The sequence below is a fragment of the Anthropogastromicrobium aceti genome (assembly GCF_020687335.1).
In the GTDB taxonomy this organism is placed as follows: Bacteria; Bacillota; Clostridia; order Lachnospirales; family Lachnospiraceae; genus Anthropogastromicrobium; species Anthropogastromicrobium aceti.
The window spans coordinates 1-23,584 of record NZ_JAJEQN010000050.1 but is presented as its reverse complement, the minus strand read 5'-3'; the positions used below and the strand labels follow the sequence as shown (position 1 = coordinate 23,584).

27 protein-coding genes and 3 pseudogenes are annotated in these 23,584 nt (G+C 38.4%); 4 read left to right on the top strand and 26 right to left on the bottom strand.

The window, feature by feature from the left end; translation table 11 throughout:
- Positions 1 to 591: 591 nt before the first annotated feature.
- The 5 genes from LKD48_RS14470 to LKD48_RS14450 all read right to left on the bottom strand — a co-directional run bounded on the left by LKD48_RS14470 (position 592) and on the right by LKD48_RS14450 (position 4,641).
- Entirely contained in the window at positions 592 to 1,494 is a 903-nt protein-coding gene (locus tag LKD48_RS14470; protein ID WP_308732398.1) for a sensor histidine kinase, read from the bottom strand.
- 11 nt (positions 1,495 to 1,505) lie between these two features.
- Positions 1,506 to 2,243, bottom strand: coding sequence for an ABC transporter permease (locus tag LKD48_RS14465; protein ID WP_118616196.1), 738 nt, complete (start codon positions 2,241 to 2,243; stop codon positions 1,506 to 1,508).
- 15 nt (positions 2,244 to 2,258) lie between these two features.
- Positions 2,259 to 2,945 carry an ABC-2 transporter permease family protein gene (locus tag LKD48_RS14460; protein WP_118690242.1) on the bottom strand — a complete coding sequence of 229 codons (687 nt, stop codon included), beginning with the start codon at positions 2,943 to 2,945 and terminating at the stop codon, positions 2,259 to 2,261.
- Complete coding sequence (locus tag LKD48_RS14455; RefSeq protein ID WP_308732397.1) at positions 2,923 to 3,861, bottom strand: ABC transporter ATP-binding protein; 939 nt, start codon at positions 3,859 to 3,861, stop codon at positions 2,923 to 2,925. Before LKD48_RS14455 ends, LKD48_RS14460 begins: the two co-directional genes overlap by 23 nt.
- A 96-nt stretch (positions 3,862 to 3,957) precedes the next feature.
- Positions 3,958 to 4,641 carry a response regulator transcription factor gene (locus LKD48_RS14450; RefSeq protein WP_055267786.1) on the bottom strand — a complete coding sequence of 228 codons (684 nt, stop codon included), beginning with the start codon at positions 4,639 to 4,641 and terminating at the stop codon, positions 3,958 to 3,960.
- A 259-nt stretch (positions 4,642 to 4,900) separates the two neighbouring features.
- On the opposite strand from LKD48_RS14450, the gene LKD48_RS16665 reads away from it, so the two are divergent.
- Positions 4,901 to 5,218 (top strand): helix-turn-helix domain-containing protein, encoded by a 318-nt coding sequence (locus LKD48_RS16665; RefSeq protein ID WP_349052633.1) that lies wholly within the window; start codon positions 4,901 to 4,903, stop codon positions 5,216 to 5,218.
- Between the two features lie 99 nt (positions 5,219 to 5,317).
- Here LKD48_RS16665 and LKD48_RS14440 read toward each other — a convergent pair whose 3' ends face one another.
- Together LKD48_RS14440 and LKD48_RS14435 are read right to left on the bottom strand one after the other, a co-directional pair.
- Positions 5,318 to 5,566, bottom strand: a complete 249-nt coding sequence (locus LKD48_RS14440) for a helix-turn-helix domain-containing protein (protein WP_147366101.1) — start codon at positions 5,564 to 5,566, stop codon at positions 5,318 to 5,320.
- A gap of 82 nt (positions 5,567 to 5,648) precedes the next feature.
- A complete protein-coding gene (locus LKD48_RS14435; protein WP_118616188.1) occupies positions 5,649 to 5,777 on the bottom strand; it encodes a response regulator transcription factor in 129 nt (42 codons plus the stop codon).
- A gap of 151 nt (positions 5,778 to 5,928) precedes the next feature.
- On the opposite strand from LKD48_RS14435, the pseudogene LKD48_RS14430 reads away from it, so the two are divergent.
- A pseudogene (locus LKD48_RS14430) lies at positions 5,929 to 6,084 on the top strand (XRE family transcriptional regulator); the annotation flags it as partial.
- Between the two features lie 343 nt (positions 6,085 to 6,427).
- Here LKD48_RS14430 and LKD48_RS14425 read toward each other — a convergent pair.
- The 13 genes and pseudogenes from LKD48_RS14425 to LKD48_RS14370 all read right to left on the bottom strand — a co-directional run bounded on the left by LKD48_RS14425 (position 6,428) and on the right by LKD48_RS14370 (position 18,184).
- Positions 6,428 to 7,423, bottom strand: coding sequence for an amidohydrolase family protein (locus LKD48_RS14425; protein WP_308732396.1), 996 nt, complete (start codon positions 7,421 to 7,423; stop codon positions 6,428 to 6,430).
- Between the two features lie 326 nt (positions 7,424 to 7,749).
- Positions 7,750 to 8,193 (bottom strand): hypothetical protein, encoded by a 444-nt coding sequence (locus LKD48_RS14420; protein ID WP_118616186.1) that lies wholly within the window; start codon positions 8,191 to 8,193, stop codon positions 7,750 to 7,752.
- A 48-nt stretch (positions 8,194 to 8,241) separates the two neighbouring features.
- Entirely contained in the window at positions 8,242 to 8,409 is a 168-nt protein-coding gene (locus LKD48_RS14415) for a hypothetical protein (RefSeq protein WP_308732395.1), read from the bottom strand.
- A gap of 164 nt (positions 8,410 to 8,573) precedes the next feature.
- Positions 8,574 to 8,660, bottom strand: a complete 87-nt coding sequence (locus LKD48_RS16660) for a hypothetical protein (RefSeq protein WP_408628582.1) — start codon at positions 8,658 to 8,660, stop codon at positions 8,574 to 8,576.
- Between the two features lie 49 nt (positions 8,661 to 8,709).
- Positions 8,710 to 10,977 carry a family 78 glycoside hydrolase catalytic domain gene (locus tag LKD48_RS14410; protein WP_456298317.1) on the bottom strand — a complete coding sequence of 756 codons (2,268 nt, stop codon included), beginning with the start codon at positions 10,975 to 10,977 and terminating at the stop codon, positions 8,710 to 8,712.
- Between the two features lie 386 nt (positions 10,978 to 11,363).
- Positions 11,364 to 12,110 (bottom strand): hypothetical protein, encoded by a 747-nt coding sequence (locus LKD48_RS14405; protein WP_308732393.1) that lies wholly within the window; start codon positions 12,108 to 12,110, stop codon positions 11,364 to 11,366.
- Between the two features lie 101 nt (positions 12,111 to 12,211).
- The gene (locus LKD48_RS14400) at positions 12,212 to 13,168 is read right to left on the bottom strand and encodes a helix-turn-helix domain-containing protein (RefSeq protein ID WP_308732392.1); all 957 of its coding nucleotides are present in this window, start codon (positions 13,166 to 13,168) and stop codon (positions 12,212 to 12,214) included.
- Between the two features lie 164 nt (positions 13,169 to 13,332).
- Entirely contained in the window at positions 13,333 to 13,992 is a 660-nt protein-coding gene (locus LKD48_RS14395; RefSeq protein ID WP_308732391.1) for a vWA domain-containing protein, read from the bottom strand.
- Positions 13,993 to 14,143: 151 nt separating this feature from the next.
- Positions 14,144 to 14,434: a hypothetical protein gene (locus LKD48_RS14390; RefSeq protein WP_331466872.1), complete on the bottom strand. Its 291-nt coding sequence runs from the start codon at positions 14,432 to 14,434 to the stop codon at positions 14,144 to 14,146.
- 314 nt (positions 14,435 to 14,748) lie between these two features.
- Positions 14,749 to 14,952 (bottom strand): annotated as a pseudogene (locus LKD48_RS16580) (ATP-binding protein); the annotation flags it as partial.
- Positions 14,953 to 15,310: 358 nt separating this feature from the next.
- A complete protein-coding gene (locus tag LKD48_RS14380) occupies positions 15,311 to 16,054 on the bottom strand; it encodes a GNAT family N-acetyltransferase (protein ID WP_308732390.1) in 744 nt (247 codons plus the stop codon).
- A gap of 66 nt (positions 16,055 to 16,120) precedes the next feature.
- Positions 16,121 to 16,393, bottom strand: a complete 273-nt coding sequence (locus LKD48_RS14375; RefSeq protein WP_118616366.1) for a phage holin family protein — start codon at positions 16,391 to 16,393, stop codon at positions 16,121 to 16,123.
- Positions 16,394 to 16,777: 384 nt separating this feature from the next.
- Positions 16,778 to 18,184, bottom strand: a complete 1,407-nt coding sequence (locus tag LKD48_RS14370) for a family 4 glycosyl hydrolase (protein WP_308732389.1) — start codon at positions 18,182 to 18,184, stop codon at positions 16,778 to 16,780.
- Positions 18,185 to 18,363: 179 nt separating this feature from the next.
- Here LKD48_RS14370 and LKD48_RS14365 point away from each other — a divergent pair, with 179 nt between their 5' ends.
- Positions 18,364 to 19,278, top strand: coding sequence for a helix-turn-helix domain-containing protein (locus LKD48_RS14365; protein ID WP_308732388.1), 915 nt, complete (start codon positions 18,364 to 18,366; stop codon positions 19,276 to 19,278).
- Between the two features lie 113 nt (positions 19,279 to 19,391).
- Here the strand turns inward: LKD48_RS14365 and LKD48_RS14360 are convergent, their stop codons facing one another.
- From LKD48_RS14360 to LKD48_RS14335, 6 genes and pseudogenes are all read right to left on the bottom strand, one after another.
- Positions 19,392 to 20,198: a class I SAM-dependent methyltransferase gene (locus LKD48_RS14360; RefSeq protein WP_118616372.1), complete on the bottom strand. Its 807-nt coding sequence runs from the start codon at positions 20,196 to 20,198 to the stop codon at positions 19,392 to 19,394.
- Positions 20,199 to 20,260: 62 nt separating this feature from the next.
- The gene (locus tag LKD48_RS14355; RefSeq protein WP_308732387.1) at positions 20,261 to 20,413 is read right to left on the bottom strand and encodes a hypothetical protein; all 153 of its coding nucleotides are present in this window, start codon (positions 20,411 to 20,413) and stop codon (positions 20,261 to 20,263) included.
- Positions 20,361 to 20,486: pseudogene (locus LKD48_RS14350) on the bottom strand (winged helix-turn-helix transcriptional regulator); the annotation flags it as partial. The gene LKD48_RS14355 and the pseudogene LKD48_RS14350, both read right to left, overlap by 53 nt.
- Before the next feature lie 2 nt (positions 20,487 to 20,488).
- Positions 20,489 to 20,920 (bottom strand): PIN domain-containing protein, encoded by a 432-nt coding sequence (locus tag LKD48_RS14345; protein ID WP_118616374.1) that lies wholly within the window; start codon positions 20,918 to 20,920, stop codon positions 20,489 to 20,491.
- Positions 20,917 to 21,132, bottom strand: coding sequence for a type II toxin-antitoxin system Phd/YefM family antitoxin (locus LKD48_RS14340; protein ID WP_022312100.1), 216 nt, complete (start codon positions 21,130 to 21,132; stop codon positions 20,917 to 20,919). Before LKD48_RS14340 ends, LKD48_RS14345 begins: the two co-directional genes overlap by 4 nt.
- A 192-nt stretch (positions 21,133 to 21,324) precedes the next feature.
- The gene (locus LKD48_RS14335) at positions 21,325 to 21,906 is read right to left on the bottom strand and encodes a metallophosphoesterase (RefSeq protein ID WP_308732386.1); all 582 of its coding nucleotides are present in this window, start codon (positions 21,904 to 21,906) and stop codon (positions 21,325 to 21,327) included.
- A 503-nt stretch (positions 21,907 to 22,409) separates the two neighbouring features.
- Here LKD48_RS14335 and LKD48_RS14330 point away from each other — a divergent pair.
- Entirely contained in the window at positions 22,410 to 23,300 is an 891-nt protein-coding gene (locus LKD48_RS14330) for an Rpn family recombination-promoting nuclease/putative transposase (RefSeq protein ID WP_262537972.1), read from the top strand.
- The last annotated feature ends 284 nt before the right edge of the window (positions 23,301 to 23,584 follow it).

Genomic DNA, 23,584 nt, shown 5'->3' with positions numbered 1-23,584 from the left:
TTGAGAACGATTTGAATAACCATACTTTTTAATAACAGTACGTATTCCGCCTTCACCATTCAGATAGGCAGTAACGAATGCCTTCTTTTGTTCAAAACTATATTTAATCATAAAAGTCAACCTCCCAAGTGTTAGATTTTTGGTCTAACTCTTGGGGGTCGGCTCAATATGTAAGGCATAGCCATAGGCTGTGAATAGGAAGCTGTCACTTGGGTATTCGTCTACTGTGCAGAGCTTGTCCATTTCTTGCTGCGATAAGGCGCTGAACTCGATTTCCCGGTTCCGCTGGCGGCCCAAATCCCGCAGGTGGGTTCTGGCCTCGTTGCGGAGAACGGTTTTGCAGAAAGCGTCAAAACGGCAGCGTTCTCCATAACCATCAGGAGTGTACTTCATCTTCTCACCCCCGATCTGCGGGAGAGTGAGAGGCCGGGGCCGGTTGCGTCGCCCCCTGTTGGATACAGGCTTTTTTTAAGAAGTTATGCTTTGGAAAAACAGGGTATATCAACATGGCGGCTTTATGGGCGTGTCAAAAGGGCTGCTGTACGACGGCTTTTTTTCTTTGCCGTCGCCCGGCAGTTGAAACAATACTGTTTATTTGATTTCCAATGAAATGGTTAGTGTATCATTTTCAATTTTAGCGAACACATTGCCGCCGAGCTTGTCAGTTAATAGTTTTACCACAGCAAGCCCCACTCCTGTACCGCTATTATGCCTTGATTTGTCCCCGGTATAAAATCTTTCAAATAGTCGGTTTGGTTCTATTTCCACCTTACTATCAATGGGATTTTCAATGATAAAAATAGCACTCTTTTCTTTGCCTTGCTTCAAATCAATTTTAATCGAGCCAGAGGAATATCGAATAGCATTTATAATAAGATTTTGAAAAATACGTTCTACCATACCATAATCCGAATGGAGATAAACGGAATAATCTGGCAGACCAATTACAGGAGATATGCCTTTTGCTTCCAATGCTGGGGCGTTCTCTGTGATAAGATTTATCAGCAAATTTGTTAAGTTGAAATCTTCACGCACAGGAGTTACTTCTTTTGCGTCTATTACAGAAAGATCGTAAAATGTTTGTATCAGCTCTTTCATTCTTTCTGCTTTATTAAAAATGGTTTCTATACGCTGTTTTTGACCTGCTGATAAATTCTCCTTTTTTAATAATTGTAAATGGCCAAGTATTACCGTCAGAGGGGTACGCAAGTCATGTGAAATATTAACAATGGACTCTTTCAAATACATTTCGTGCCGTAATGTGCTTGCAATGGACTGTCTTTGCTTTTCATTATACTGGTTTAATACTGCGGCCAGTTGTTCTATATCTTTATCAACAAGAGAGATGTTCAGCATCTTTTCCGATTTTCCAGTTGTAAGATCGGTCATTTGTTTCGATAGGTTACGGATTTGTCTTTTGATTTGCACATATTTGAGAAGCACTACTATCAAGACTGCGATAACTAAAATTAACAATAGCTTTATTCCAGACACCTCCCTCCTTGTTATTTGAGTTCACATTTGCGAAAGCTAATCCATGAAAAGGTTATCAAAGCAACTATCCAAACAACGCCAACTAAAATGGCCCATGGCAAAAAATAGGTCACAGAAAAAACCGCTTCCCGTATCTGATAGGTTGCCAAAAATGCAACAGGAAGATCGAACATCATTCCATACCCAAGATAAAGGCTAAGAACAAAAGTGACTAAAGCGGTAACAGCTATTGCTCTTGCAGAGCTTCTTAACCAAAAAACAATCCAGATTGCAATAAGAAAAGTCGCACTGTTCAAAAGCAGAGAATATAAAATCGCCTTACTGACCTTATAACAAAGGTTGCCTGCTTCGGTAATACCAAAGCGGACACTTTCTCTTATACAACCAGCCACAGGATAAACAAGAGCCATGATATTAAATGCAATTAAGTATGAGATTACTTTAGCAAAGAAAATGGTTTTTCTCGAATGTCCTGCATTGACCTCAAGATCAATCGTCCGACTGGAAAATTCCTGTCCTAAAATCAGAGCTAAAATACTGGATATAATAATCAGGAGAAAGGTTGAATCGTAAACCATTCCATTAAAAATATCTGCGAGGGATGTAGCAGCCCCACCCATAGGCCCCATAGCTTCCGGGACATAAGTATCTGCGGTAAAAAAACCAATCAAAAATATCCCTATTAAACCGCACCAATAAAAGATATTATGTGATAATTGATATTTTTCCATTTTCAGTAAGTTGTTCATTCCCACACCTCCTTGTTATTTCAAATCCGAGCGTCGGAACCACAGATAAGTACCTAAGCATAATGCCAGTACCCATAAAAAATCTGAAAACATGAATTGCCCGCCGGATATGTTGGATTGTTGCAATGCCATAAGCCGAAGCTGGCCCATAGGCAATATTTGTGAGATAAGCTGCGCTTGATCTCCATTCATCAAAAAGACCATTAAGAAAAAGAGTACCATCGGCACAGCCATACTCTTTCCTATATCACGGAAAATGAAGGCAAAGAAAAAAGGTAATAGGCACATTGCAAATTGCGAAGCAATCACCATTACAACTATGCCGATGCTTGCCAATGCTCCTTTAGTGACAAACGTACCAATTATGCTATGTAACAACAGTGGAAAAGACAGGATAACCATGCAGGCGATTTGATGAACTACCAGCTTCGCAAATAGTATCTTTCCGCGTCGATGTCCGGCATTGATATATGATTGTAATGTTCTTCTGCCAAAATCATTTCCAACAAACAGGGCAGAAAAGATGATTGTGAGGAAATATAGGATTGGCATATTGTATATCGAAGCAAAGAAAAGGTTGGATGTTTCCCCAACGCTATCCAGTAACAACACACTACTTAAAAGGAGATTAAACAATCCTATCCCCCAAAAATACCAGCTATGGAACAGCTTATAAAATTCAGCTTTTAGGAGATTTGACATTTCCTGTCCCTCCTATTTTGCTTAAAAAGTAATCTTCTAATGTATCACCGGCCACAGAAAGACCTGTAACGAGAATATGTGCATCTGACAAAGCAGCAGCCACTTTTTCCATATCATCGAGATAATCATATAGGCGAATCATGCCATCTGGCATCAGCTTAAAACTATCTGTGTGTAGCGTTTCTTCCAAAACGATCAGAGCTTTTTGTGGATCAGTTGCCTTTATTGCGATATGCCGTTTGCAACGATCATTTAGTTCTCGATCTGATATTTCTTCGATAATTTTGCCTTTGTCTATTAAAACAAACTCTGATGCTGTCTGATACAGTTCCTCTAAGATATGGCTGGATACCAATATCGTCATTCCGTATTCCTTATTCAAGGACTTTAGCAAATTACGAATTTCCACAATTCCAGCAGGATCAAGCCCATTGATCGGTTCATCCAAAATAAGAAATTCTGGTGTATTTAATAGTGCGATTGCAATACCCAATCGCTGTCGCATCCCCAGCGAAAAATTACGGACAGCTTTTTTCCCGGTATCTTTCAGACCTACCATGTCTAAAGTTTTTTGGATAACTGCTTTGTCAGGGATACCACGTTGGATACGCTGTATCTCCATATTTTGATAAGCGGTCATTGTCGGAAAAAGCGCAGGTGTTTCGATCATGCAACCGATCCGCTTTCTCTGTTCCTGCAATTCCTTTTCGACGGTTTTCCCCCACAACGATAAGGTGCCGCTTGTCGGAAACGCTAATCCTGTAACCAATCTCAAAAAGGTGGTCTTTCCTGCTCCATTTTGGCCTATGAAGCCATAAATTTTCCCTTTTTCAATTTTCAAATCAATATGATCTAAGGCAATTGTGTGCCGGTATTCTTTTGTTAAGTCATGTGCTTCCAAAATAACAGAACTCATGTTGTCATCCTCCTTTACATTTTAGTGTAATGGGAAATCATAAAGAATTTCTTAATTTCTATTTGGAAACCATAAAAAAAGCATAAAGCCAAGAGCTTACCCCTCGGCTTTATGCAAACGGTATCCAATGCCCCACACAGTATCTATAAACTCTTTATCCGGGCAAATGGCTTTCATCTTGTTTCGCAAGTTGCTAATATGGACATTCAAGGTGTTGTCCTCGCTGATATACTCTGTATTCCAAACACTTTGAAACAAATTCGCCTTTGAGAAGATCTTGTCCGGGTATTTCATAAGCAATTCCAGTATAGCAAATTCTTTCGCAGTTAAAGGTAACTCCGCCCCTTGTAGCATAGCTCTGTTACCGTCTAAATCTAAAACCAAATCATTGCACTTCAAAGATGACGGCGTGCTGTTTTGAAATTGAATCCGGCGTAAGTTGCTTTCAATTCTGGCGAGAACTTCTTCCATATCGAAAGGTTTTGTAATGTAATCATCCGCACCAAGCCGCAACAAATCAATCTTGTTCTGTGTTGTTTCCTTTGCTGAAATTACTATGACAGGAACCGTTGAGAATTTACGAATATCCGCAAGTATAGTATCACCACTCCGATAAGGCAGCATTATATCAAGCAGAATAAGATCAATCTGATGTTCTTGTATGCAGTCTAACACATGAAGCCCATCATACTGACAAAGCACCTCATATCCATTTCCCTGTAAAAAATCAGCCAGCAATTTGCTGATCTCTAAATCATCCTCAACAATCAAAATTTTCATATTGTTCTATGTTCACCTGCCTTATGTCAGTATTGCACTACACTTTTTATCTCTAATAGATTTAATTATATTTCTTTTCAGGAGAGAATACAAGGCGTAAAATATGAATTATTAGATGTTAGAAGAACACATTTCTATTGCTGGGTACACTGGAAATATGAAACCAAAAGCCAGCAAAAGCCCCTCCTGTCTACGCATTTAGGGGGCAAAAAGCCCACGGAAATCAAGGCTTTTCGGCGGTGGTCAATGGGGTGGCAGAATGATTTATCAAATACCCGCCGGAACGGGCTTTGAAATGCGTAGGAAAATCTTTCCGGCGCTGGTTTTCCCGCCGGTTCTGTGGTATGCTGGAATAAGACAAAAAACGACAGGAGTTGACACGATGGCCGAACAGGAAATGTTACTGGACACAGCTACCATCAGGGCCGCCGTCGCCGGCGAGAAATGGGCCAAAGAAAAGGTGATCGAACACTACACCCCCATGATCGACGAGCTGGCCGTTAATGAGGATATGAAGCAGCACTTGATTATGAAGCTGCTGGAAGAACTGCCAAACTTCCCGATGGGGCAGGCATAAGAAACAAAGCGCCGGACGCAGAGGCATACAACCCCCGCGCCCGGCGCTTTGCATTGTAAGAAAAGAGTAGCGCAGCACGGTCAACTATGACCGTCTGCGCTATTCCTGTTGTTTCAGCTTCATATCCCTGCGGATCGTGTCTTTGGCTGCTTTGAATAGATCGGTAAGTATGCGTATCTCGTAGTCGTCGCAATCCTCCAAAAGCATTTGAACCTCATGGGAGAAAACTTCCTTGGAGTGGATCACGCTGTCGCACAGAAATTCATCCACCGAAACAGACAGGACGTTTGCCAGCGCAACCGCCATCGGCAAGCTCAACTTGGAATGGCCGTTTTCAATGTTGCTCAAATTGTAAGAGTACCTGGCACTGCGTCTTACATAATTAAATATTATGATTTTTGGGGACACATATTAAACCAGCAGGGACACTTTAAAAGCCAACGTTCCTGTCACCATGGCTTCTAGAAGCGACAGCAACTTCATAGCCTGCATCAATCATATGTTTTTTCAATATATCCTGAATGTCAATATCATCTTCGACAATTAAAATCTTCTGCATTGTTCCACCTCCAATTTATAAAATAACATAGTTTTTTGAATTTCTGATGAAGTGCATTATTTCCCTTATGTTTAAGAAACGTCCATCCAACAACAAGAGTTTTTTTGTATCTTGTTTTTACAGAGTATATTATAAATTTTTTACTCGATCAATGAGCCATGTTTCTGTAAAGCAAATCGCCACTATAGAAAAGGGGAAAATGCTTTATTCCAGCTGTCCGCCAGAAATGCGTGACACCCTGTTGCATCACACCCAAGAAACGGTGAAAGAACTGACAGAGTTGTCCAAAGAATTTGAAACAAATTGAGCCAGTGAGTGAAATTTAACGATTCTCTCACTGGTTCTTTTCATTTTCAGAGAAAAGAGGCAAGCAATACGAGTCTTCAGTAAAGAACAATTTTTGTAATGCTGTCCAGTATTCTTGAATAATATGCAAAAATCAGCTTGTAAGATGCAAAAAGATCTATTGATAGATTCCAAGAATGCTTACATTTTTTACATCAATATATCAATCCGATTGCCATTAGCATTTACTCTGAACTTTCCTGAATTAAAAAAAATCTTGCTTCTTCCCACATTCTCCACAGTGATGATATACTTTTATCGAATGTAAACTCATTAAATTTCTTCATCCATCTTGGAAGTTATTTTTACAATTCTTTGTATATTCTTGCTCCGTTGTTTGTAGACCGATGCGATGCTTTATTCTTTCGATCTCTTAATCCATTTATCCGAATGTCATCAAGTTCTTCTTTTGTTAAGCATCCAGACTGATATAACCTCAGATACTCTTTTGAAATATCCGAATTAAAAATTAGTACATCATCAGAGCCTATGGTAACATCTACACCCCTATGATAAAGTTGTGCTATCGGATGATGTGCCATATCAGATACGCGACCCAAAAGTACATTACTTGAAGGTGTAATATTCAATCGAATATTATTTTCAATCAGATACTCTATGACATTTTCATCTTGTACAGCCGCTATTCCATGTTGCACTTCATTAAGGTGAAGAAGTTCAACTGCAGTAATTATATCCTTCGCAGTACCCCATTCGCCCACATGAGCTTTTAACACAAGTCCGTTTTCAGCAGCTTTATCATAAATTGGGATGAAATTCGCTATCGACTGTGCCAATTCATCTCCATAAAGATCAATCGAATAAAATTCCTTATGTCCCCAAAAATGAGATAAACAATTCATCAAATAGTCAACCGAACAATGTCTTGATAATCCAATTTGTAAACGTAATTCGATCTCAGGAGCTATCCTAGCATTTGCTTCCTGAAAACAAAAAATCATTTTTTCAATGTCATTATCAAAAAACTCGCCAAGGCCCCATACATCTTCTCCTATTTCCAACACTGTTACTCCGTCGAATTTTGCTTGTGCAAATGTTGCCTCAATTAATAATTTTCTTCCTTCCGGGCTATTAAAATGATTTCCAATATATTTACTGCTCCATGAATCCATTTCACCCATAGATTTCAACGGAGTTGTTATGGATTTGATTTTATATCCAGTCTTATTGAATATATACTCTCTACTACCACCAAGCACAAAATGGTTATGCAAATCCGCTTTGGGGAACTTTCTTATTTTTTCTAAATCCTGACTATTAAGTGCTTCTATAAAGGTCATAGCAATTTTCCTCCCAAAAAGAAGGTACTCGCATATTTAGACATAAATTTTTTCCTTCTTTTCTGCTATTTTTAAGATATACATTAAAAAAGGAATTTGCAACCTCATCTTTAGTTATAAATAAACACGTACCTTGACTTCTCTCAAATACTTTTGTGAAGACGCTCCTGATTATCACATCATTGTCGCAGGAAGCTTGCTTGGTGTTGCCATTAACAGAGCACAATTTTCTTCTAGTCTCTTCATTCTATCGTTTTTTCGCATATCTGTCTAGCGTTTATCCTGTGAAATACAAAAATCGGCGGTAAGATGCAAATGCCTATGTATCACATAATGCTTCCCACAAGTGTTGATACGGCGCCTATCAGTGCATTTAAAAACATAATTGCTCTGGCTTTTTTGTTTGTAACCAAAAAGTTTATGCTTTCTGTAATGACTTCTTTTAATTTCTGGCTTATGGAATATTGTGAATGCTCATTATCATCAACTGAAATCTCTTTCAAGCCGAATGCAAAGCCCATCGCAATTAGTCCAAAGAAAATATCAATTTCATAGGCTCTTTTATATCCCAACCACAAGGTCAAGCCTGCGCATAGCGTAGCCAATGAACTGGTGATTCGATACAACATCATCTCAGTTGATGCAAATTTATTGTAATCATTCTCGCTATTCACTGACTTTAAACTATCATATGCCAAGGCCTCGCGTGTTCCTGATTCGATGTCGTAAGAGTGCCTGGTACTCTTACTCTTAGTCCTGCTTCTTTTCATTACAAATCACCTTGCTGTCTACGCTTAGCACAACTCAAGACTTTTTACTTATTTCTTGTCCTTGCTAATATAGCCAACAACCGCTATAATAAATCCTATTAGAATCAATGCAATTGCAATCCACATAAGAACATACATTGATTTCATAAAACCACACCACATAAATAAAAAAATTGCCAAAAGCATTAAACTATTTCCAAACATAATATTTTTCATAATGATACCTCCACAAATTCCAATTTCTTACTCCCATAATATCACACTTTTCCCTCAATTACATCTATCTATTTCCATTACATCACATTTTTCTGCGCAAAAAAGAACCTAGAAGGATAATCCTTCCAGGTTCTTGTGAGGGGCGGACACTTTTTTTACCTGAATTAAGCAATTCTAAGGCTGCGTCTATACTCCATCGGACTCAAACCCCCTAATGACAGTTTGATTCTTTTATCTCTACACCATTGCATATATCGTTTTACAATTCCGATGAATTCCATATTTTTCAGCTATACCTGTTCATTTCTTCCTCCTAACATCTTTCGACATTAGGTCCAAAAATTGTCCGCACCCCAGTTTCCCAAAATTGTAAGAGTACCTGGCACTGCGTCTTATATCATGATTTCTGCCTCTCGCATCATCTCTCCAAAACTCTGGAAGAGTCGTCTCATTATTATTGATAAACCGCAAATACGATGGATGATCTTTTTTCATAATCATCTCATGTATCTTTTCATGTTGGTTCATTTCTGATAAGGCTCGAAGAATATAAACAAGACCAATCTCACCACATTTTAGATGCGAATCGGTACACAAAGCAAGTAGTTCTGCCTGAACCGATTTTACGCACTCTTTTGGAACCATCCCAAAACATAGTGGAAGAGCCTGATTCGCCTGTGTTATTTCTCCATTATCATATGAGCGATAATATGCCCGACCATTTTCTTTTATAAGTAGAGTTTGATTATATGCCTTCTTAACCATTTGGGCCTGATTTAAAAATTCTTTCTCATCTTCTTTTTTGAGAAGCTTTGAAATTTCAGCCATTACCATCAAATCGTGATAGTAAAATGCAGTCTCTAAATTTTCTCGACTGCGCCCTTTATTTTGTTCAATTCCCCAATCACCTAAACCACAGCAAATAAATCGCACTTGGCCATTTTTGTGATACAAACGGTTATAATCTCTATATTGTTCCGTTAAGTATTTGATATATTTTTTTGCACTTACATAATTCTCTTCCAATATTTTGCGGTTATTATAAAATTTATACTGTTCATACGCAGCCAATATGATAGAACTTCCCCATGGAATAATATCCCAAAAGCTTCCCTCACCGCAGTCATAAATAAATTTTGCATATCTCGGTGCTATAGAAGGAACCAATCCACTCTTATATTCATGTCTGAAATTTCCTGTGTCAAAGTCCATTTCAGATTCTTGATACTGCGAGTCCCGCATATCCATTGCAATTTTTGACCACAACGTATCCACATTTTTATTATACATTACCGCTTTTGCCATCAAATGATCTGGTTCCAACCATCCTAATTTTTCAATCGTTGGACAGTCTGTGTGCAAATGATTCAAATTACTTTCTATTGCTTTCAAAATTAGATGGTAGATCTTATTATAATTCTCATCTGAGCAATGAAACTTTCCAGTGTCCTCTGCTGATGATGTCGTAAAGAAGGATTTAAATTCAAGAATCTGCTCAAATGTAGCCCCCTCTATTTTATACCATCGTGCGCCATTTACGGAAAACTTTTGTTCAAATACATCCTCTCCACCACTCAACGTCAAAATTGAATACGTATCAACCGTCTGTTCTATGTCTCCATTCGCTTTTAATTTTTCTGCCGGTATTACTCGAACTCTCTGACCTCTCTCTCCTCTGATTTTTATAAAAAACTGGGATGACATATTCTGTCCAAAATCAAAAATCATCCGAGTATGGTCTACTTGTTGTGGTTCATAGCAGTACTTATGAATCATTGGTGGATAAGTAAATGGGATTATCTCACCTTTTGGTGCCTTTTTTTGTAACATCTGTGCTGGTTTCCACTCATAAGAAATGGTATAATCCATATCCTCACTACCATAAATATCTGCTAAAACCGTTTTTGAACGACATACCTCCCAACTGTCATCGGTCACAATATAGTTATCTGCTATTTTCAACTGTGCAATTACAAGCAAACAAGTTCCGAAAGGCTCATATCCCTTGTCAATTGTATAAAAATAACGCTTTCCATCATCGTCATCACCAATATACCAACCATTTGCAGCTTCTATTGTTATTTCATTTTCGCCCTCTATCAAATGTTCTGTTATTTCATAAGTATTATAACAAACATGATCCTGATAATCCGTCTGCGCTCCTTCATATACAGCACTGCTTATCTTCTCCCCGTTTAAACGAACCTCAAATTGCCCAGTAACAGCGATGGAAAGTATTGCCTCGTTCTTTTTTCCGCTATAGATAAATTTTTTTCGAACCATCATTGGCTTTTTTGTGTTATTTCCAATCCAAAATCCCTTCCATGATTTCACACCAGTGATAAAGGAAAAATACTCAGAGCTTTCCACTTTGTCTTCCTCATCCCACGCTGAAATTCGATAGTGATATTTCGTCTGTTCCTGTAAAGGAAGAGAAATTGCAATATTATTCTGTTCAGCAGATATCACTTTTCCTGTCGAATATAATTGCTCCTTATCTTTATAAATATTAATCTGGTACGCAGTCTGGCTATGTGATCCATAGTCATATTTCCAATAAAATAGCAAATTCTCTCATACACCAGTCTGTGTATAGTAGTCTTGTATTCCTGCTTTTACAATTTTCATTTCTAATTCCCTCAAAATTTTATATTTTTAGGTCTGCCCATCAACTGTGCAGACTTTTTAACTGTTACCATTCTTCTATATATTCTTTTCCTTCATACCAGTCAATCATATTTAATACTAGCATATTCCAATGAAATAAAATTTACTTTTTTATTGTATTCCTCGATCTCCCATTTTGTCAAGGTTTCAACCAGTGAGGAGAGTGAAAAGTGATTTTTATCTTGATGTAAGAACGCCAGATACTCTTACTTCACTAAAAAATAGAGCATATCGATTTCTCGACACACTCTATTTTGTCATCTTTTAATTATAAGGATTCGTTTTATTTATTCTGCGAGATTCTCACTGCAAAACAGTTCAACGCAATCACTGATTACGTCCTCAGATGCATCTGTCTTAATTCCTGATGCCATCCAGTAGGCATAATCTCCATCATAGAAAGAATTGATCTTGTACTCGGTATATCCGTAGCGAAACTCAATATGATAGGTCGTATCTGGAGTATCTGCTGCAAATGCAAAATAAGTAAAATCACCAGAGTTCTCGTCATCGCTCTTATAAATTGCAAAGCTTCCATCCTCTGCATCGCCAACATAAGTATAGGTGTGAGAAAATACCTCCTCACCGTCTGCATCTGTTCCAGTAATCGTGTTTCCTTCTACTGTAAACTGTGCAACTCCATGCAAAAAATAACAGTCAAATGCCGTGTCGTCTGGATTCTCTGCATAGGTATCCACTGCCTCTGCTCCATAAATCAATGCAGTCGTGCTGCCCTTTAACATATCAGAATACAACTGCGCATTCTCCTCATCACCATACTGAGCACAAAAGCCAAGCCACAAATCATCATACTTTGCATCTGCGATCACTGGGAATAACTCCTCATAGGTTCCCTCTAGATTAGCAAGGACATCTCCAACCCCCTCACTCTCGCTCTCTTCTGTAGATGATGCCTCGGATGTCTCTTCTACTGTCTCTTCTGCAGCTGATGATGTTCCTTCTGATGCAAATGCTGGAACAGCACTTAAAACCATAGCTGCTGCAAGTGGCATAACAAACATTTTTCTTCTCATATCTTTTTTCCTCTTTTCTTTTTAAATTTATATTATGTTAGTTGTAACTAACTAATGCATATTTTATCTAGTACCGATTCAAATCTCAATGACCAAACAGACTATTTTCTATCCATTTGGACATTCTTTTTATATTCTGTCGGTGTCATTTTGTATTCAGAGCAAAAAGCAGATGTGAATTTATTCGGATTAATATATCCAATTTTTGCAGCTATCTCAGCTACCGACAATTGCCCTTCCCTTAACATTTTCTCTGCAATTTGCAGCCGATAGGTACGGCAATAAGTATAGATCGGAACACCATACATTTCCTTAAAACATTTTTTCATTGCAGTCGGCGATATCTCAAATCGCTCTGCTAACTCCTCAATCGTATAATGTTCTGTGATATGTTCTACTACAAAGTCGTGAATCTTTAAAACGCAATCTCTTTGTGCTTTTGAAAAATAAATATAATCTTTCTTGCCAGCATCAAAATTCAGTTCTGTCAATATTAGCAAAAGTTCCAGCAGCTTTATTTTAATATAGCTAGGCTTTAAATGATCTTGTACCGTGTACAATTCTGAACATATATGCTGAATCGTTTCATTTGCACGCACCATATAAAAATCCTGTTTTTCTGAAAATGCGAAAATTCGATTTAGATCAATCGAAAGAAGTGATAAAATCTGCTTCATCTCTTCTGTAATTTCTGCAAAATCAATCGTAACTGTTATTCCATGATAATGAGAGGTTGGAAAAGATGATGTGTGTGATTTTCCCTGCAAAGAACAAATGGATAAATCACCAGCTGTCATGTAACAATAACTATATTCTCCAAAAGTACATTCAGACCGCCCCTCTCTGCAATAATTAATTTCAAGAAAGTTCGTCCGAGGATTTTGCGTTTTGTTGCAATACTTCATATGCATATCATTATAGACTAGTTCCATACCTGGAAATACCGAATAGGCAGCAATGTCTCCCGTACCACTTTCATTTTCAAGATGAAATGTTGAACATAGTGAACCTTCATTTTTTTCTTTAACAGAAGGTCCATACAAATCAACACTTTTCAATTTGCCTCTAGGCTTGGATGATGCAAAAAGTATCGTTTCAGCCGTTTTATATGGATTTTGTAACACGTTTATTTCCTTTCCAACATTTTATGCAAATTCTTGCTCTGTTCGCATTCTAGGTGCTCTTTTTAAGTTAGTGAGTTGCTGCTAAGCCAGACATGATATCACTTATGCCTGCGACCACCACGCTTTTTGTAGTCCTCATCAATGCGCTTTTTCCAATCTGCACTTAGCGATGCACTGCAACGGACGGAGCTGATTGCTGCACTAACCACATCATAGTTCAGCGCAGTTCCTTCACTGTCACATTGATAGTTGACCGCACGATCTGCGCCAATTCCAAGCTGACCTGCTGTTTGAACCGCATCAATATTGGCACCCAAAAACAAAAACTCCCAATTGTATTTTGTTTTCTGCCGTTCAATCATCTGCTTCACTTTTTCGTATGTGTAACGACGACTCGCATTTTCCATACCATCCGTTGTGATCACAAACATTGTGTGCTCTCGAACATCCTCCGGTCTTGCATATTTATGGACATTTCCAATGTGATGGACTGCTCCACCAATCGCATCCAACAATGCCGTACAGCCACGAACTGTGTAATCTCGGTCAGTCATTGGTTGAATGTCCTTTGCATTTACACGATCATGCAAAACCTCACTCACATTGTCAAACAGTACCGTAGAAATTAATGCCTCTCCCTCTGCTTTTTTCTGCTTCTCAATCATAGAATTAAATCCACCGATGGTGTCGCGTTCTAGCCCACTCATGGAGCCACTGCGATCCAAAATAAAAACGATTTCTGTTAAATTCTTCCTCATGTGCTTGTCCTCCCAAAATATCTCGCCCTGCCGAGTTCGCTGTTACGGTATTCATTACTCACGCCAAATAGCTGCTTGTTTTCATACCTTACAGCCATACTATAGCAGTTTTATTTTGAAGAGTGGTCGCATGGAAAGCGACATTTTGTTTTCACGCCCCAATCAGGCTCTGGTCAAAGGCAAATAACGCTTCGTTGATTTCATACACATTATAGTTTCCTCGCTTTACAAAAAATTCTATGATAATGTCAAATTTATTTGAATGTGATAATGAGAATCCTGCCTTGACAAGCATCTCCTGCATCTGGTCAAGTGGCAGTTCCAAAGCCAAAGCAAATGCCAGCACAGTCGGCTTAGACGGCTTATAATATTTGTCTGAGCGGATTTTAGAAAAGAGCTTTCGGTCAATGTTTGCTTTCTTATAGCACTGTGCATCTGTCATGCCTCAATCATCGCTTCATTCATACTTTCAATATCCGGATATGGCCACTCACACATTTTTACTATATTCGCATGACCAAAATGCGTATCTGCTGTAAAATAAATCATTGTTTTGTGATCTCCTCTCGTATTTAAATCTGTCAGATAGTTTTATCGATATCTCATCCTGATAACTTTCTAATTCATTTATTCTATATTCTTTTCGCATGCCTGTCTAGCTTTTGTCTTGTAAGACGCAAAAATTAGCAGGCGTAAGAGTGTCTAGCGCTTTTACATCTATATATTCACTGTCATATATGGAGGAATACAGATAATTCAATCTTTCAAAATCAAATTTCTTGGATGAATAATATAACTCTCACCTATACGTTCCCTATATTTTTCTCTGAAATTATCCAGTGAAGTGGTTTTATATTGTTTTCCAGACTTCACCTCAATTGGAAACATCTTATACTTTAATCTACTATTATTTGAAATAATAAAATCTATTTCCATATCATTTCGATGCTTACTTTCATTTTCAATATTTTTCAATTATACGCATATTTTAAAGTGTTTCTGATTTTTTATAAAAAGAACCCTGAGGAATTATCCCTCCAGGTTCTTATATTCTTTTCGTATAAGATTATATCTCATGACGATCTCTTAGAAAACTATTGATTCATTGGCATGTCAGGTACTCCTCATGGTTCATCACATGCGGAAGCATCAGCTGTCTAATCTCCTCTGTTAAATTTCCAGCGTAGACTGGTGCAATGCTATCTCTAAACTTTTAACAGAACTGAGAAACTCTCATATTCCATTGTTCTGCAAGTTTCTCAACCTTAAAATTCTGGCGATAATTTTGCTTAATCCAGCTATTTGCTTCATAATATCATCAAGCAATTTCATATGCAATATACTCATGATCAAATTCATAACCTAATTTTTCAGCCAATCGAACTGAATCCGTATTTTGAGCATCCCAACTTGGATAAAGACCTTCCGCCAAACAATTTCGTATCAGTGCCGAACATGCAATCAATGCCAAATGTTTTCTTCTCTCTTCTTCTGCTGTATCTACCTCGATTTCAATTCCATCATTGTATCTGGTATAGGAAGACGCCCCAGAAACGATCTCACCCTCTTTTATTACTACCATACCTTTTCCTATTTTCAAATATTGTTCCTTATTTTCAAAAGAAGAGACAAAATCTACTGCAATCGGATTCGTTAAACATTTATCATATAGATCCGAATCAATTTTTGCTAACTCATATCCTTTTGGAAGCTGTTCTATATTTCGTTCTAGTGTTTTCTTGTCAAATCTTGTATTTTTTTTAATTGCATATCTAGTAACCTTCTTTCCGTTTGGAAAGCATTTTTCAATCAACTCTTCCCACTCTCCATTTTGTGGTACCAAAATAGCAAACCCTTCTGGTTTCTTTTGAATAAGCTCCCTATTTGTTTTTCCTGCGTAAAAAGCAAAACATCCCACAATAGCGACTGCAGATTTTGGATTTTCAAAATCAGTAACATAAATATGTCCCATTACCTTTTGTAAACAAGAATAAATCATTGTTTCTTGCCAACCTTCAAAAATTGCTTTTCCTTTTTCAGAATCCTTTAATTCGTAAATCACTTTCTTTTCCTCCAGAACGTTTCTTTTTTGATTATATACAGAAACGTTCTGGAAATCAATTGAAAATTATTTTTCCGTTTTTTCTCCGGATAACTGCTTATAGACCTGATTGACACCAGTTGCTGCTAAACCAGACATAATACCGACAGCAATTGCCGTAATAATATCCTGAGCCGGATACTCTGGAATCCAATATAAACCAACAACACCTAGAATACCTCCAAGTACCCCACAAATTACAGGAAGCCACTTATTATCAAGATTCGTGGCCTTTACTGCCTGTGCAGCCAAATAGCAGATGACTGTAATACCTGCCACACTTGCAATTCCAAACTCCATCTCTTACCTCCTCGACTTTTCTCCAAATTTTCAAGTCAATGGTTACTGCTTTCATTCATGTCCATATAGCTCTACACTTTCTTCTATTTTATAAATACGCTCACTTAACTTATTATGTTACTTCCCTTCTCGAAAAATGGGAAAAAATAGAGCATACAGATTTCTCTATATGCTCTGAACTCACCAACAAACACGTGCCTTCTCTTCCACAAAATATCCCATCAACTTTTCCCTTTACTTTTCTTCCTATGTTCTACAATTTTACGGTTAATTTTATCAGCTTCTTCCTTCTCCAGATACCATCTTGCGACATATGACAACACATCAAAAAAAAGCTGTAGAAATTACGAGTGTCAGGAGTCTTACTTGCGATATCAATTCTTTTCACGGATTCAGGCTTATTTTTTGCCAACCCTCTGGCAGATACTTCTTTGTGTTTACAATCATTTTTCTTAAAAGCTTGTCTGCATCCGCACTGCTACAGGTGACAAGAGGATCGCGACGAAATGCGCGAAGCATGATCTCGTAATCACATGTGAGCGCAGCCTTTAAGACATCCTCATGGTTCATCACATGCGGAAGCATCAGCTGTCTAATCTCCTCTGTCAAATTTCCAGCGTAGACTGGTGCAATGCTATCTCTAGAGAATACTGCATTTGTCTCCACAACTGCCGATTTGGGAAGATTCGGAATTTGACCTGCTGTATTTGGAATATTGACATTACTGATCACACGTGTCAGTCCACACAAAGCCTTTATCAAAAGGATTCCTTCCTCACCGGATGGATTTAGCTCAACCTGCTCCTCACCAGATACCAATCTTTTACTCTTTTCCAGACGCTTTTTCAGATCTTCTTTTCTCCATGTAACTGTTGTCAAACCAAACTTCCATGAGGCAACCGTCTGTGGATCTTTCAAATAAATCGGTGGCATGAACTCTGCCAAATGGCGATCTCCTGCTGCAGCAATCCATCCATATTTTTGGAATAAATCAAATTTAACACGGTGTGCACATGCAAAGGTGGAATTCATCCAGTTATTGTCCTTTTCCTCAAAGCCTTCTTCAAAATGAGTCTCGATAAAGTGGCGATACACTGGAAATAGATCAATTCCCTTGTAGGAAGCACGATCAAACCAAGTGAAATGATTTAATCCCAGTACATTTACGACAATATCCTCTCGTGCGATATTGGTTAAGCCAAGCTCTCTTTCTGCAATTTGTGCCAGAAGCTTTTGCGTTCCAAATACCTCATGGCAACAGCCAAATGCCTTGATTTCTGGAAATACATGATACAGTGTCTTTACGCATAGAGACATTGGATTCGTGTAATTAATGACCCATGCCTTCGGTGCATAATCACGAATTGCCTCTGCAATCTCAACAAACATTGGAATCGTTCTGAGTGCACGAACCATTCCTCCCGGTCCTGCCGTGTCACCAACCGACTGATAAATTCCATACTTTTCCGGCTCATGCACATCCGACTCCATCTCATCAAACGTACCCGGAAGAATCGAGATTACAACAAAATCACTGCCCGTAAGTGCCTCTGCAAGTGTATCTGCAACAACATACTTCCATTTTCCAACTGCCTCTGGTCTTTTGGTAATCCCGTTTCCAATCACCTCATTTGCCTTCGCTGCTTCCTTGTTAATATCGTACAAAACGATGGTTCCGCCAAGCGCTGGTTCTAATGCCAAATCGCGCATGAAGGTCCACGCCCATCCTCTTGATCCGCCTCCAATATAGGCGATGCGAAGATCTTTTACTGCATTGTCTTTGTAAATCATAGTAAATCCTTCCTTTCTTTTATTTGATATTTATTTTCCCTTGTCAACTGTTTCTTTAGTTGTTATTATAAATGCAGATCTATTTATTTTCTTGCTGTTTTTTGGCTTTTATGCCAAGAAATAAAACAATATTGACCTAATCGTCTAGTTTTAATTGATTAGTTTTAAAGGAGATTTTTATGGATACAAACAATACAAAAAATTCTCAAACCTACGAATTTCCACCATCACCATATGGCACTTATTTTGAATTAAAGACAAATCATTTTCAACTTGAGGAAGCCACCCGCAGTGGCTCATTTGATATGAAATACCGTCATTATCACTCTACTTACGAAATCTACTACTTATTAGAAGGTAGTCGCTATTATTTTATTGATCGAAATAGCTTCTTTGTCCAACCAGGAAGCCTTGTTTTCATCGGCAAAAACAGGATTCACAAAACCTCTCCAGCTGAGCAACATTTTCATCATCGCTTCTTAATCGAAATTGAGGAAGCTGTTATGGAACATTGGTTTGATGAGATGGCCGATGGGCGACTTTCCACTCTTTTTACAGATGAAATGAGCATTTTAACTCTGACAGCTTCCGAACAAACCATCTTAAATGCCAAGCTAAACGAAATCAAAGAAGAAGCAAAAGCACAAAAAGAACTCTATCAAGAAATGATTGAATATTTGCTTCGAGAAATGTTACTTTTTTCTTTTCGAATCAAATCCAAAAACAATGCTACGCGAATTTCATCTGCTACTTTTCAAGGGGCTGAGACAGAAAAGATCCGCACAGTCAACCGTGTTGCAGGTTTTCTAGCGGATCATTACCGTGAAGCTCATTCACTTGATGAACTTTCATCACTCTTTTTTACAAATAAATATTATTTAACGAGAATTTTCAAACAAGTAACAGGCTTTACGATCTGCGAATATCTGCACATTCAACGAATCCAAAAGGCTCAAGAATTTCTGCGCACAAGCCTACTTCCCATTACAGAGATTGCACTCTTAGTTGGATTTGAAAATGTCAGCTATTTCAAGAAAATTTTTCGCCGCTACTGCACACAGTCTCCCAGAGACTATCGAATCTCACAGAAGTAATTCGGAATCGGTTAGCGTACGAACGCCTAACACCAATGTTATGCATCATATATTCAAAAAATATTTCATGTTTTTTCCCTTCTCCAACTCACTGTTTCAGTTTCAAGCAGAAATCACAGCAGCTTTTCCAGTATGATGATTTTGTTTGAAATGTTTCTCACGAACGGCAGCTTATCCAGTAGCTTATAAATCGGCGCAAAGGCCGCCATCCCTTCCGTCAGGCTGTGCTCTTCCCTAAATTGAAAATCCGGCATAAGTTTTGCAAAGGCAGCGCCATTTTTCGCACCCCACACAAATTTTGCGTTGCTGGCATCAATGGATTTTTCCTTGAACCGCTTTACAATCATCGGATTCATGATTTCCACAAACACAGTTGCTTGCTGAAAGCGCCCAGAAATCACTGCAAAGATTCGCTGCACGTCCGCTTCTGACAGATACATGGTCAATCCTTCGATGATGACCAGCACTGGCACATTTTTCTCTTTGATTTCATCGCCCCAGTTGTCCATGGCGGACATGGCAATCTGTGAGATCAAGCCGCTCTCAGGCAGGAGTTTTACACGCACGGCCATCGTTTCCGGCAGGTCAAGATTATACCAGTGTGCATACCCTTTCATCCGATAGCACCGGGTATCCAACCCGCAGGCAATGTTAACCACAACGCCACCGGGATGCGTTGCCAGCCACGCCGTTGTCAAACGATCCAGCACAATGGTGCGGGCAATAACGCCGCTGTGCATAGCGGTATCTTTGTCCGCAAGCGAAAAATCGTAATCGAGTCTGCTGACGATTTCCTCGGCTTTTTTATCACAAATCGCACCGCGGCCTTTGCTTTCTTTTGCTCTGGCATAGATGGTTTGAAGCATTGTTTCCGGCACACCGGTGAGGTTCATTTTTTTGTTTCGTTCTCCGACAGTCATTCTGTTTTCCTCCTTACTGTAGTTAGTTTTTTCTAACCCTTGGTGTTATGAAATGCCGCCTTTCAGCGGCATTTTTTTCTATATTCAAGAATACGCTGCGTCGCGCCTGCTGTCAAGAGATAAAATGTAAGCGTTCCAAGTACTCTTACATTCTTGGAGACTTCATTGCGGCAATCGATTTTGACTTCCCCAAATACATAATTGGTCAAGTACATTCATCAACGATTCTCCTCTTTCTGTCAGAGAATACTCTACCTTAGGTGGAATCTGCGGATATTCCTTTCTTATTTTTATTCAGTTTCCCTTTCTACTTCCAATAACTTTAAAAATGTAGAAGGCTCATACACCTTAACGGAAGATTTCGTATAATCTTTCACATTTCTGGTTACTATACAATCCATTTCTGAACGAATTGCCGTTTCCACCATAATAGCATCTTCATAATCGCCAATTTCAGAAGATATTGCCTTTCGGCAATCTAAAGAAGTAGTATCCAACAAATGAAACAAAGTAAAAAGTTTACTCAAAATCTTTCGTGTTTCTGCATCGCTATGTGTTAAACGATGTGTCAGATAATAGATATCTGTAACTGACTTTGCAGTAATATAACCCTCAAATTGCTTATTTGCAGAATATATAAAAATCTTTTGTGCTGCTTCTGCAAACGGAACACGAGACTGTAATGCATCAATGATAACACAGGTATCAACTAAAACTCTCATATTGTATTCAACCTTTCTTCCCGTGCTTCTTCCAGAGTCATATCATTTGAAAGAACACCAAATAATGACTTAGCAACATCTACTCTGTCCTGATATGGGTTAGACAATTTTGCAACAACTTTTCCGTTACGAGTAATATAAATATCCTCTGTTTCTGCAAGCATAAGATATTTGCCAAGATTAATTTTTAATTCAGTTGCGGTAATAGACATATCATCATCCCCTTTCTTGAAGAACAAATAATTATCGTCTTAAAAAGAAAATCTCTCTTTTCAATTATATTATACACAAATCGAACGATTTTATCAACAAAATCGTTCGATTTTTACAAATTTTAATATTTACCCAACTTCGGATTGTAAGAGTACCTGGCATCATGGCTTACCAGTTTAATTTTTCCATTCTTAATTTTTCGCAGTTTCATCCGCATTGTGCGCGCAATCCTGTCCTGCATGTGCCGACTTAAACTTGCGGTTGTTCTCTACCATCTCCTCAAATGTCACAGGGCGATAATCATTCACATCCACACCGGCATTCAGCACTCGTTCCCGGCGCTGAATTAACGGCCAATAATCTGAATTTGTGTCCGCATGAATATGACCATGAACCATGTACGTTCGCCCGGCATTTTTCCACGCTAGCAGCGGATAGTGGCAAATCGTCATTCCATGTACACCATCTGTTGTTTCCAGATAATTGTCTACACTGACAAAATAGTGATTCAAATCAACTTTATCCATCCAGGAGCCATCATGATTGCCCACGATCAGCCATTTCTTTCCTTTGAGCCTCTTTAAGATAGACTCTGGGTCAGAGCATCGAAAGAACATGTCTCCAATAATATAGACTGTATCATCTCCATGTACGCGTTCATTCCACGCTGTGATCAGTGCTTCGTTCATGGCTTCCACATCAGGATAAGGCCGTTCGCACATCTTCACGATATTGGCATGACCGAAATGAGTATCTGAGATAAAATAAATCATTGCGTCTCAACCTCCTATTCATTTGTATGACGACTGAAAATTTAAGAGGTCACAAAAAGAATCGTGTACTCTCTCAAAAAACCATATTCGTTTATTATGTCAAACTTTCATGCAGATGTCCATAGTTATCTCTCTATTTTAAAATTTTCCAACGTGGTGATACTAATGCAAAACAAATACAAAACAGATAATTGAAGGGAATTGTATCTCTGTAACACACTCAAGACTCGCTTCAAATGCTGTGGTTAACAGCTTATTTGATAGGTTTTCCACCTATCGGATTGCATACCCTTTGCATGACGCACGTTACTGTTTATGCGTCATGCAACGAAAGCTCTTCGGTGCAATGGTTTATTCAACAAACACTTGCCAAAATATCACCCTCGTGATATTCTCATATATAGAAAGGAATACTTTAAGGTACAAAAGAAAAAAGCCAGATAGCACAAAATACATCAGATAAGTACCGAAATTCGGAACTACATAAAATGGAGGACTTATTGATGAACGATAACTTAGAAACTGTACAATTATTGCCCCTGACTTCCGATATCGTATTTAAACAGGTATTCGGTCAGGAAGAAAGTAAGCCGATTCTTCGTGTCTTTTTAAACGATGTTCTTGGATTAGATATTCAATCTTCTGAGCAGATCACTCTTTTAAATCCGATCATTGATCCGAAATATCTCGATGATAAAATGTGTATACTGGATGTAAGAGTTCAATTATCCGACCGAAGCCTCATTGATATCGAAATTCAAGTATTGAATCGCCACAATATGGAGAAGCGTGCCTTGTATTATACATGCCAGCTTTGTACAGAACAATTGCATACCGGAGATGATTATTCTAAAACTGCACCTGTCTATGGATTAAATTTGTTGTGTTTTGATTTATACGAAGATTCCCGTTACTACAGAAGCTTTGTTCTTAAAGATGAAGAAACAAACGAAACATACAGACAAACTTTCAAGATTTCATTCTTTGAGCTGCGCAAAGCAGTCAGCGAATTATCTCAAACAAAAGAAGTTGAAACTTTTGAGCTTTCTGGCTTAACTGCAAGAGATCAATGGGCACTATTTATTAACTCTGGTCAACAGGAGGTGTATGAAAAATTGATTGAAGAAAATAAAACATTTGAGGAAGCATATGAGCGTTTAAAAAAAGCTAGCAGCGATGAAACATTAATGGCTATGTATCGAAACCGAGAAAAAGCAATCCGCGACTGGAATGATTCCATAAACTCAGCCAGAAAGGACGGAGTACAACAAGGTGAGCAGCGTGTTAATATGCTTTATGAGAGATTGTTACAGGAAAATAGAGGCTCTGAAATTCCAAAAGCGATTGCAGATCCAGCATTTCGGACAAAGCTATTTAATGAATATGGAATTTAACTGCCAAAGGGACAGGGATGCCAGCTCTTTTATTGGGTACACTGGCTCAATTAGTGTCCCCGTGGTATTTCAATATGATAACAGCTTTTATTCCAAAATGATATAGCAAGAACTTGCTGCCAAGCACTCTTACAATGGTCATTCTATGGCTGAAAATTGTAAGAGTACTTGGCACTGCGTCATTTCATAGGGGGTGCGGACGCTTTCTTGGACCTGAATTAAGCAATTCCAAGACTGCGTCTATACTCCATCGGACTCAAACCCCCTAACGACAGTTTGATCCT